Here is a 9,851-nt window from a genome sequence, read left to right on the forward strand (position 1 = left end):
AGGACCTGTCCTTGCCCGCCTGGCTTCAACTCATGCTGGATTCGCTCCAGCCCCTCCTCTGGGCGGGCCTCATCTTCACCATACCGCTGACCCTCCTGTCCTTCGCGCTCGGGCTTGCGCTTGGCCTCATCACCGCGGTCGTCCGGCTGTTCGGGCCAAAGCCGTTGGTGGCTGTTGCCCGCTTCTATGTCTGGGTGATCCGTGGCACGCCGCTGCTGGTTCAGCTCTTCGTGATCTTCTACGGACTTCCCAGTCTCGGCATCCTGCTCGATGCCTTTCCGGCAGCGTTGATCGGTTTCACCCTGAATATCGGCGCCTACACCTCCGAGATCATTCGTGCCGTCATCTCCTCTGTCCCGCGCGGGCAGTGGGAGGCAGCCTATTCGATCGGTATGAGCTGGAGCCAGGCGATGCGGCGAACGATCCTGCCGCAGGCGGCCCGCGTTGCCGTGCCGCCGCTCTCCAACACTTTCATCTCTCTGGTGAAGGACACCTCTCTTGCCGCCGCAATCACGGTGCCCGAGCTTTTCCAGACCGCCCAGCGTATCGTCGCCACCACCTACGAGCCGCTGATCCTCTATATCGAGGCCGCGCTGATCTATCTGGCTTTGAGCTCGGTCCTTTCGACTTTGCAGGTGCGGCTTGAAAAGCGCTTCGCCCGCTATGGCGGCTTCCTGGAGGCACGCACATGATCGAGCTTTCCCATATTGAAAAACGCTTTGGCGACAATGTCGTCCTGAAGGATATCAGCGTTGCCATCGCCGAAGGCACGGTGACGGCGCTTGTTGGCCCCTCCGGCGGTGGCAAAAGCACCATGCTCCGTTGTATCAACCTGCTGGAAACGCCGACATCCGGCACAATCCGCCTGGGTGAGGAAACCATCCAGTTTTCACCCGGCAAGAAGACCGGCTGGGACGCGATCCAGCGCCTGCGCCGCCAGACCGGCATGGTGTTCCAGAATTTCCAGCTTTTCCCGCACCAGACGGCGATTGAAAACGTCATGGAAGGTCTGGTGACCGTGCTGAAATGGCCGAAGGACAAGGCCCGCGCCCGTGCGCTGGAGCTTTTGCAGAAGGTCGGCATGGAGCACAAGGCGGATGCATGGCCAGCAACGCTCTCCGGCGGTCAGCAGCAGCGCGTGGCAATCGCCCGTGCTCTTGCTCCATCCCCGCGCGTGCTGCTCTGCGACGAGCCGACCTCAGCGCTTGACCCGGAGCTCGCCGAAGAGGTCGTGGAAGTTCTGAGCCGGCTTGCCCGCGAAGGCACGACGATGATCATGGCCACCCATGACCTGCGGCTCGCCTCGCGCGTCGCCGATCAGGTGCTGTTCCTGGATGGTGGCCTGATCGTCGAAAGCGGCGCGCCGAAGGCAATCTTCCAGACACCGGAGCGGGAGCGAACCAAGAAGTTTATTTCCTCGTTGAGCGCTGGCCACAGCTACGACATCTGACGCGGTATCACGACGCTTCAGCCGATGTTCGGCCACGTATCCGAGAGTCGGTAGCCCTGCTGCCACGGATCGGTCGGGTCGAGCATCAGCTGCGACGTGTGCGTAACCCATGCCCGCCCCGAAATCACCGGGCGGATGGCCCGAACGCCAGCGACGTCCGTTGTCGATTCGATATGGCAATGAAACTCCGAACCAATGATCGAGCGGCCGACAAAGGTTTCGCCGAGACCGATCTGGCCGCGGGCGTGCATGACGGCGAGCCGCGCCGAGCAGCCGGTGCCCGTTGGCGAACGGTCGATCTTGCCGGGGCGGATGGCGACGGCATTGCGGCCGGTTAGCACGCCATTTTCCCTGACAACAGGTGCCGCGATCTGGCAGAACGAGATATGGTCCCAGTCGGGATTGGCAGGATGGACGAAGCCAAGCTGCTCGTTCGCAGCCGCCGTGATGCGCATGCCTGTGACAGCAAGATCCCGCGCCTCATCCGGCGCGAGCGAAAATCCCAGCCGATTCGCGTCGACGATGACAAAACTGTCACCGCCATAGGCGGTATCGACCGTCAGCGTTCCTATACCCTCGACCTCGATCACTGCATCGAGCTTTGCGGGGAAGGATGCGACGTTTCGGACATGGATACGCTCTGCCTTGCCATTAGCGCACTCGGCCCTGACATCGATGATGCCACCGGGCGCTTCCAGGATCATCTCGGTGATCGGCTCCTGCATCGGAATGATGCCGCTATCGAGCAGGACTGTGGAAACGCAGATCGAATTGGAGCCGGACATGGGCGGCGTATCGGCCGGTTCCATGATGATGAAGCCCATCTGGGCGCGTGGATCCTTCGGCGGCACCAGCAGGTTCACATGGCGAAAGACACCGCCACGGGGCTCGTTGAGCACGAAGTTGCGTAGCGTTTCATCCTGGGCGATGTAGCGGGACTGGGCCCAGAGGGTTTCTCCGGGCGGAGGCAACACGCCACCGACGATGACGTCACCCACTTCACCTTCGGCGTGAACGCCAATCACATGCACCACCTTGCTGCTGCGCATTCCTGTTCCCTTTGTTGAATATGGCGATCGGGTCGCCTTTGGCGGGAACCATAGGCCAGCGCACAAAGTGAGGGGAAGCAAAAAGGCTCCGAGGCGGTTTGACCCTGCAGCCTTTCTTTATTTCATGGTGCCAGAAACAGGAAGCCCGTCTCCGGAAAGCTCAATCAGGCGCCATAGACGATCAGCAGATCCTTGGCATCAATCTGGTCGCCGGTCCGGACGAGGACTTCGGCGATCGTGCCGTCCTTTTCCGCATGCAGCGCCGTTTCCATCTTCATCGCTTCGATGGAAAGCAGAACATCGCCGGCCTTGACCGACTGGCCCGCCGAGACGGCAACTGTCGAGATGACGCCCGGCATCGGCGCGCCGAGATGGGCGACATTGGTGATATCGGCCTTGCGTCGCGCGGCACTCGATGCAGCCCGGTTGCGATCCGGCACCTTGATCAGACGCGGCTGGCCGTTGAGCTCGAAGAACACTTTGACCATCGCCTGCTCGTCCGGCTCGCTCGTAGCCTGGTGCAGGATGACGAGCGAGACACCCTTCTCCAGGCCCGGCGAGAGCTCTTCGCCAGCCGAAAGCCCGTAGAAATAGGCAGGCGTCGGCAAAACAGAGACCGGACCATAGGTTTCGGCTGCCAATGCATAGTCAGTGAACACCTTCGGATACATAAGGTAGGAAGCAAACTCGAAATCCGACACCTCACGCTCCAGCTTCGTCTCAACCGCCTTGCGTTCCGCATCGAGATCGGCCGGCGGAAGAAGCGATCCGGGCACGGCCGTATAGGGCTCCTCACCCTTCAGCGCCTTCTTCTGCAGCGCTTCCGGCCATCCGCCCGGAGGCTGACCGAGATCACCCTTCAGCATCGAGACGACCGATTCCGGGAAGGAAACATCCTTGGCCGGATTGACGACATCAGCAACCGTCAGATCCTGGGAAACCATCATCAGCGCCATGTCGCCTACAACCTTGGAGGACGGCGTCACCTTGACGATATCGCCAAACATCTGGTTGGCATCGGCATAGGCCTGCGCCACCTGGTGCCAGCGGGTCTCTAGACCGAGCGAGCGCGCCTGTTCCTTGAGGTTGGTGAACTGGCCGCCCGGCATTTCATGCAGGTAGACTTCCGACGCCGGTCCCTTGAGGTCGCTCTCGAAGGCGGCATACTGGTTACGCACGGCTTCCCAATAGAAGGAAATGCGACGAATCCATTCCGGATCCAGACCGGGATCACGCTCGGAGCCCTTGAGCGCCTCGACGATCGAACCAAGGCACGGCTGCGAGGTATTGCCGGAGAAGGCGTCCATCGCCGCATCGACCACATCGACGCCGGCATCGACGGCGGCGAGCACGGTCGCAGCCGCAATGCCCGAGGTATCGTGCGTGTGGAAATGGATCGGCAGATCGGTAGCCTCGCGTAGCGCCTTGAACAGCATCTTCGCAGCGGCCGGCTTCAGAAGACCGGCCATGTCCTTCAGCGCGATCATATGCGCGCCGGCCTTTTCAAGATCGGCAGCGAGCGAGGCGTAATATTTCAGGTCGTATTTCGGGCGGGCGGAATTCAGGATGTCGCCAGTGTAGCAGATCGCTGCTTCACAGATCTTGTTCTCTTCAACGACGGCATCCATCGATACCCGCATGTTATCGACCCAGTTCAGGCAGTCGAAGACGCGGAAGACATCGATGCCGCCCTTGGCCGCCTGGCGGACGAAATACTTCACGATATTGTCGGGATAGTTCTTGTAGCCGACGCCGTTGGCGCCGCGCAGCAGCATCTGCAGAAGAAGGTTCGGCGCATCTTCGCGCACCTTGGCCAGACGTTCCCACGGGTCTTCCGTCAGGAAGCGCATGGAGACGTCGAAGGTCGCGCCGCCCCAGCATTCGAGCGAGAACAGGTTCGGGAGCGCCTTGGCGTAGGTGCTGGCGATGCGGGCGATGTCATAGGTGCGCACGCGCGTTGCGAGCAGCGACTGGTGGCCATCACGCATCGTCGTGTCGGTCATCAGTACACGCTTTTCTGCGCGCACCCATTCGCCGAATTTCTTCGGGCCGAGTTCGTCGAGCTTCTGCTTCGTGCCGGGCGGTACCGGCGCATCGATATACGGCACGATCGGCTTTGCCGCGTCCGCGCTCGGCTTCGGCCGGCCCTTGGCTTCCGGATGGCCGTTGACCGTGACGTCGGCGAGATAGGTGAGCAGCTTGGTGGCGCGGTCCTGGCGCTTGACCTGCTGGAACAGCTCCGGCGTCGTATCGATGAAGCGGGTGGTGTAGCTGTTATCGCGGAACTTCGGATGCGAAATGATCGCTTCCAGGAACGTCAGGTTGGTCGCAACACCACGGATACGGAATTCGCGCAGCGCGCGGTCCATGCGGGCAATCGTTTCCTGTGGATTCGGCGACCAGGCAGTGACCTTCACGAGCAGCGGATCGTAGAAGCGGGTGATGACCGCGCCCGGATAGGCCGTTCCGCCGTCGAGCCGAATGCCGAAGCCCGAAGCCGAACGATAACCGGTGATGCGGCCGTAGTCGGGAATGAAATTCTGCTCGGGATCTTCCGTTGTGATGCGGCACTGCAGGGCATGCCCGTTAAGACGGATGTCTTCCTGTTTCGGAACACCGGATTCCGGCGTGCCGATCGCAGCTCCTTCGAGGATGTGGATCTGCGCCTTGACGATATCGATGCCGGTCACCACTTCGGTGACCGTGTGCTCGACCTGGATACGTGGATTGACCTCAATGAAGTAGAACTTTCCTGAGTCCATATCCATCAGATATTCGACCGTACCGGCGCCGATATAGTTGGTCGCCTTGGCAATGCGGGTTGAATATCCGGCCAGTTCCTGACGCTGTTCCTCCGTCAGATAGGGGGCCGGTGCACGCTCCACGACCTTCTGGTTGCGGCGCTGGACCGAGCAATCGCGCTCGAACAGGTGCACAACGTTGCCATGGGTATCGCCGAGCACCTGGCTTTCGACGTGACGGGCGCGCTCGACCAGCTTTTCGAGATAGACCTCGTCCTTGCCGAACGCGGCCATCGCCTCGCGCTTGGCCTCGGTCACTTCACGGATCAGATCCTTCGGGTCGCGTATGGCGCGCATGCCGCGTCCGCCACCACCCCAGGAGGCCTTGAGCATGACCGGATAGCCGATCTGGTCGGCAAGGCGGCGAATTTCAGCTTCGTCGTCCGGCAGCGGCTCGGTTGCGGGCACGACCGGCACACCGATCTCGATGGCAAGATTGCGGGCCGCGACCTTGTTGCCGAGGCGCCGCATCGTGTCGCCCTTTGGGCCGATGAAAATGATGCCCGCTTCATGACAGGCATCGACGAATTCGGGGCTTTCCGACAGAAGGCCGTAGCCTGGATGAATGGCATCAGCGCCCGAAAGCTTGGCGACGCGGATCACTTCTTCGATCGAAAGATAGCTCTCGATGGGTCCGAGATCGCGAGCCAGATGCGGTCCGCGGCCGATCTGGTAGCTCTCGTCCGCCTTGAAACGATGCAGCGCGAGCTTGTCCTCCTCCGCCCAGATCGCAACCGTTTTGATCCCCAGTTCGTTTGCCGCGCGAAACACGCGAATAGCAATTTCGGACCGGTTGGCGACAAGGATTTTGGAAATGGGCAAGTCGGACTCCTCAAGACTTGAAACATAAAAATGCTGCACCGCGAAATACAGTATTAGCGTTTCATTTGAGGAAGTTCAATTTCCGTTTCCAACGACGATACGATTCTCGTGACAGGGGCATGACATCTGTTTCCGATAGGCAAAAATCCCTGTCGCACGACAATTTACATCAGCTGATCAGGCCCAGTCGGAAGGACAATGCAACGACGTGATGCCGGTTCTTCGCCTTCAGCTTTTCCTGAATGCCATTCATGTACCAGTCGACAGTATGGTTGGAGATGTTGAGCACCTTGCTGATCTCATTAGAGGTCATGCCGTCGGCCAGATAGTTGAGCGCTTCCATCTCGCGCCGCGTCATCTGAACTTCGACGCTCGATATCAGCTCCTCCGACACTGCGGGATCCGTCAATTCGAGAAGCCGCCAGAACATTTTCTTGGCGATCGCATCGAACAGGTTCATCTCGACGGGAGCCAGATCGACCACGCGTCCGCCGATCGTCATGTTGCCGAGAAGGCCGCGGCGTCCGTGGACAGGGAAAATATAGCCATCATGAAGACCATGCCCCCGGGCTTCGATCATCATGCGCTCCATGCGCTTGCGGTGCGGATCCGAGCGGAAGGCAACAACGGTGTCACGCCAGCGGAAACCCCTCTGGGCATGACCCAGATAGCGGATCGTCGGGTCGATGATGACGTATTTCTTCTTGATGTAGATCTGCGGCCAGCCTTCGGGCCAGCGGCCTGCGAGCAGCAGGCTGAGCGGGTCTTCATTCGGCTTGGGCTGCCGCACGATGCCGTAGTAGTCAAAACCGTAGAGGTCGAGAACACGCTCGAACTCCTTGACGATTTCGCCTCTGGTTTTCATCTCGTCGATGAGGCCGAGAAAGTTTACCAGCAATGCCACATTCATCCGAAATTCCTTTGGGTCCATGGATTTCACGCCCGGCACGTCTCCCGCAGCGCAGCATGAATAGATCGTTCAGCACTCATTCATGTTGCAGCCGCGATAATCTCCAACGTTAAGTCAAGGTACGGCATAAACGGGTCCTGCAGGTCACTGCAAGAGAGAAACAATAGCAAACTATGGAAATCCTGCTGCGGCCTTTGCCGGGCTAGAACCGAAGTTTGTTTTGTCTGCACACCGGAACTGTTTAACCGACCCTGCTGATGGAATGAATAGGGAGATTTCGCCACCGTGTTCCAAAACGTCCATGCGCAACCGCTTGGGCAGGGACGGGAATGGTCGATCTCCCGGCAGCGCAAGGACAGATGAGCGCTGCACCCGACAGTTGGCAACAAGGAATTGAGACCGTGTCATTGTTTCAGGTCTATGCAAGAGCGCTTCAGTATCTCAGCGTTCATAAATTTCGCGTTTCAGCGATCGTGCTGGCCAATATCGTGCTGGCAGCGATCACCATTGCCGAACCTGTCCTGTTTGGCCGTATCATCGATGCTATCTCGTCCAAGCAGGGCGTTTCCTCGATGCTGCTCCTCTGGGCCGGTCTCGGCGTTTTCAACACCATCGCTTTTGTTCTTGTCGCCCGTGAGGCCGACAGGCTTGCCCATACCCGTCGCTCGACGCTGATCACAGAGGCCTTTGGCCGGATCATCGCGATGCCGCTATCGTGGCATAGCCAGCGTGGCACGTCCAACGCTCTTCATACGTTGCTGCGTGCCTGTGAGACGCTGTTCGGCCTGTGGCTCGAATTCATGCGCCAGCACTTGGCGACGGCCGTCGCACTTATATTGCTGGTCCCGACGGCCATGGCCATGGATCTGCGCCTCTCTGCAGTCCTTCTCGTTCTCGGTATCCTCTACGTCATCATCGGCAAGGTCGTGATGAGCAAGACCAAGGAAGGCCAGGCCGCAGTAGAAGACCATTACCACACCGTATTCTCCCATGTTTCCGACTCGATCAGCAACGTTTCGGTCGTGCACAGCTACAACCGCATCGAAGCGGAGACCCGCGCGCTCAAGGAGTTCACGAACAAGCTGATTTCCGCCCAGCTGCCGGTTCTCGACTGGTGGGCGCTCGCCAGCGCGCTGAACCGCATGGCCTCCACCATCTCGATGATGACAATCCTCGTCATCGGCACGGTCCTTGTCCAACGGGGCGAGCTCGGCATCGGCGACGTCATTGCCTTCATCGGCTTTGCCGGCCTGCTGATCGGTCGCCTCGACCAGATGAAGGCCTTTGTGACGCAGATCTTCGAAGCCCGCGCCAAGCTGGAAGACTTCTTCGTCCTGGAAGATTCGGTGCGCGAACGTGAAGAAGCAGCCGATGCCGGCGAACTGAACCATGTGAAGGGCGAGGTTGAGTTCCGTAACATCTCCTTCAATTTCGCGAACTCGAACGAGGGCTTGCATAACGTCTCGTTCACGGCCAAGGCCGGCCAGACCATTGCTATCGTCGGCCCGACCGGCGCGGGCAAGACGACCCTGGTCAACCTGTTGCAGCGGGTACACGAACCCGCCGCCGGCAAGATCCTGGTCGATGGTGTCGATATCTCGACGGTGACCCGTAAGTCGCTGCGCCGCTCGATCGCCACCGTGTTCCAGGACGCCGGTCTGCTCAACCGCTCGATCTGCGACAACATCAAGCTTGGTCGCGAAGACGCGTCCCATGACGACGTCATCCGTGCCGCGGAAGCCGCTGCCGCTGCCGACTTCATCGAAGGCCGCCAGGGCGGCTACGATACCCATGTCGGCGAACGCGGCAATCGTCTCTCGGGCGGCGAACGCCAGCGCATCGCCATTGCTCGCGCCATCCTCAAGAACGCGCCGATCCTTGTCCTTGACGAGGCAACGTCAGCGCTCGACGTCGAAACGGAAAACCGTGTGAAGACCGCGATCGACAACCTGCGGAAGGATCGTACGACCTTCATCATCGCCCACCGCCTGTCGACCGTGCGCGAGGCCGATCTGGTGATCTTCATGGATCAGGGCCGGATTGTCGAAATGGGCGGCTTTAGCGAACTGAGCCAGAGCAACGGTCGCTTTGCCGCCCTGCTCCGCGCAAGCGGTATCCTGACGGACGAAGACGTCCGTATGAGCCACACGGCCGCCTGATCGAAATAGACTTCGCAAAGATTGGAGACCTCGCCCCGGCGGGGTCTTTTCGTTAGTGTGGGCGGAGCTTCTCAGGCGCGCGGCGCAGAGCCTGAAGACACCGAACCAAGCCAGTCAAGATAACGCCCATAGGCGAAATTCAGGCCGATGCCGGCAGCGACGAAAGCGGTTCCAAAGATCGCATTTTTGTCGGTCACGAAGACAAAAACCTGCCCGACCATGGCAAGGATGGTCCCGAAGATGAAAACCGGCAGCGAATGACGCCCGATGACCGCGAGCGGGTGATCGATGCGAAGCCGCGTCAGCTCGCTGAGCTGTGGCACCACGGCAAAGAGATAGCCCAGTGCCAGGACATGCAGAAAGCGTGGCGTCGACGAGAAAGTCTTGTCGAAGCCGGTCAAAACTGCCGGCAGGCCACAGGAAAAATCGATGTTCCACCAGGAAAACACCACCCAGCAGAAGGACAGCGCTATATAACCAGCGGCGAGCGCTACCAGCGGCGGATGCCGTACTAGTCCCGTCTCGACCGGTGGAAAAAGACATTCTTTGAAGCATTCATCGTCGCTCGCATTGTGGCGCCCCTGCCCTCTTGCGAACTTCTCGGATGTTGTCTGACAGATATGAAAACCGGCTTTGCAGCAGCAAAGCCGGTCAAAGGCT

The 9,851-nt window shown here is 59.9% G+C and carries 6 protein-coding genes and 1 pseudogene; 3 read left to right on the forward strand and 4 right to left on the reverse strand.

The window, feature by feature from the left end; translation table 11 throughout:
• The first annotated feature begins 11 nt into the window (after positions 1 to 11).
• Both QO002_RS01025 and QO002_RS01030 read left to right on the forward strand, forming a co-directional pair.
• Positions 12 to 692, forward strand: a complete 681-nt coding sequence (locus QO002_RS01025) for an amino acid ABC transporter permease (RefSeq protein WP_307225814.1) — start codon at positions 12 to 14, stop codon at positions 690 to 692.
• Positions 689 to 1,450, forward strand: a complete 762-nt coding sequence (locus QO002_RS01030; RefSeq protein WP_307225815.1) for an amino acid ABC transporter ATP-binding protein — start codon at positions 689 to 691, stop codon at positions 1,448 to 1,450. The genes QO002_RS01025 and QO002_RS01030 overlap by 4 nt, the downstream gene beginning before the upstream one ends.
• A gap of 17 nt (positions 1,451 to 1,467) precedes the next feature.
• Here the strand turns inward: QO002_RS01030 and QO002_RS01035 are convergent, their stop codons facing one another.
• The 3 genes from QO002_RS01035 to QO002_RS01045 all read right to left on the reverse strand — a co-directional run bounded on the left by QO002_RS01035 (position 1,468) and on the right by QO002_RS01045 (position 7,032).
• Positions 1,468 to 2,499, reverse strand: coding sequence for a trans-3-hydroxy-L-proline dehydratase (locus QO002_RS01035; protein WP_307225817.1), 1,032 nt, complete (start codon positions 2,497 to 2,499; stop codon positions 1,468 to 1,470).
• Between the two features lie 164 nt (positions 2,500 to 2,663).
• On the reverse strand, positions 2,664 to 6,122 hold the full coding sequence (gene pyc, locus QO002_RS01040; protein ID WP_307225819.1) for a pyruvate carboxylase: 3,459 nt from the start codon (positions 6,120 to 6,122) through the stop codon (positions 2,664 to 2,666).
• Positions 6,123 to 6,291: 169 nt separating this feature from the next.
• Positions 6,292 to 7,032 carry a LuxR family transcriptional regulator gene (locus QO002_RS01045; RefSeq protein ID WP_307225821.1) on the reverse strand — a complete coding sequence of 247 codons (741 nt, stop codon included), beginning with the start codon at positions 7,030 to 7,032 and terminating at the stop codon, positions 6,292 to 6,294.
• Between the two features lie 401 nt (positions 7,033 to 7,433).
• Between QO002_RS01045 and QO002_RS01050 the strand changes: the two genes are divergently transcribed.
• The gene (locus QO002_RS01050) at positions 7,434 to 9,191 is read left to right on the forward strand and encodes a glucan ABC transporter ATP-binding protein/ permease (RefSeq protein WP_307225823.1); all 1,758 of its coding nucleotides are present in this window, start codon (positions 7,434 to 7,436) and stop codon (positions 9,189 to 9,191) included.
• A gap of 71 nt (positions 9,192 to 9,262) precedes the next feature.
• Here the strand turns inward: QO002_RS01050 and opgC are convergent.
• A pseudogene (opgC, locus tag QO002_RS01055) lies at positions 9,263 to 9,706 on the reverse strand (OpgC domain-containing protein); the annotation flags it as partial.
• Between the last annotated feature and the right edge of the window lie 145 nt (positions 9,707 to 9,851).

Origin of the sequence: Pararhizobium capsulatum DSM 1112 (assembly GCF_030814475.1) — a bacterium.
Lineage (GTDB): Bacteria > Pseudomonadota > Alphaproteobacteria > Rhizobiales > Rhizobiaceae > Pararhizobium > Pararhizobium capsulatum.

Excerpts from the sequence above, each read along its gene's own strand:
- QO002_RS01045 (WP_307225821.1), bottom strand. The coding sequence starts at position 7,032 with ATGAATGTGGCATTGCTGGTAAACTTTCTCGGCCTCATCGACGAGATG.
- QO002_RS01035 (WP_307225817.1), bottom strand. The coding sequence starts at position 2,499 with ATGCGCAGCAGCAAGGTGGTGCATGTGATTGGCGTTCACGCCGAAGGT.
- QO002_RS01030 (WP_307225815.1), top strand. The coding sequence starts at position 689 with ATGATCGAGCTTTCCCATATTGAAAAACGCTTTGGCGACAATGTCGTC.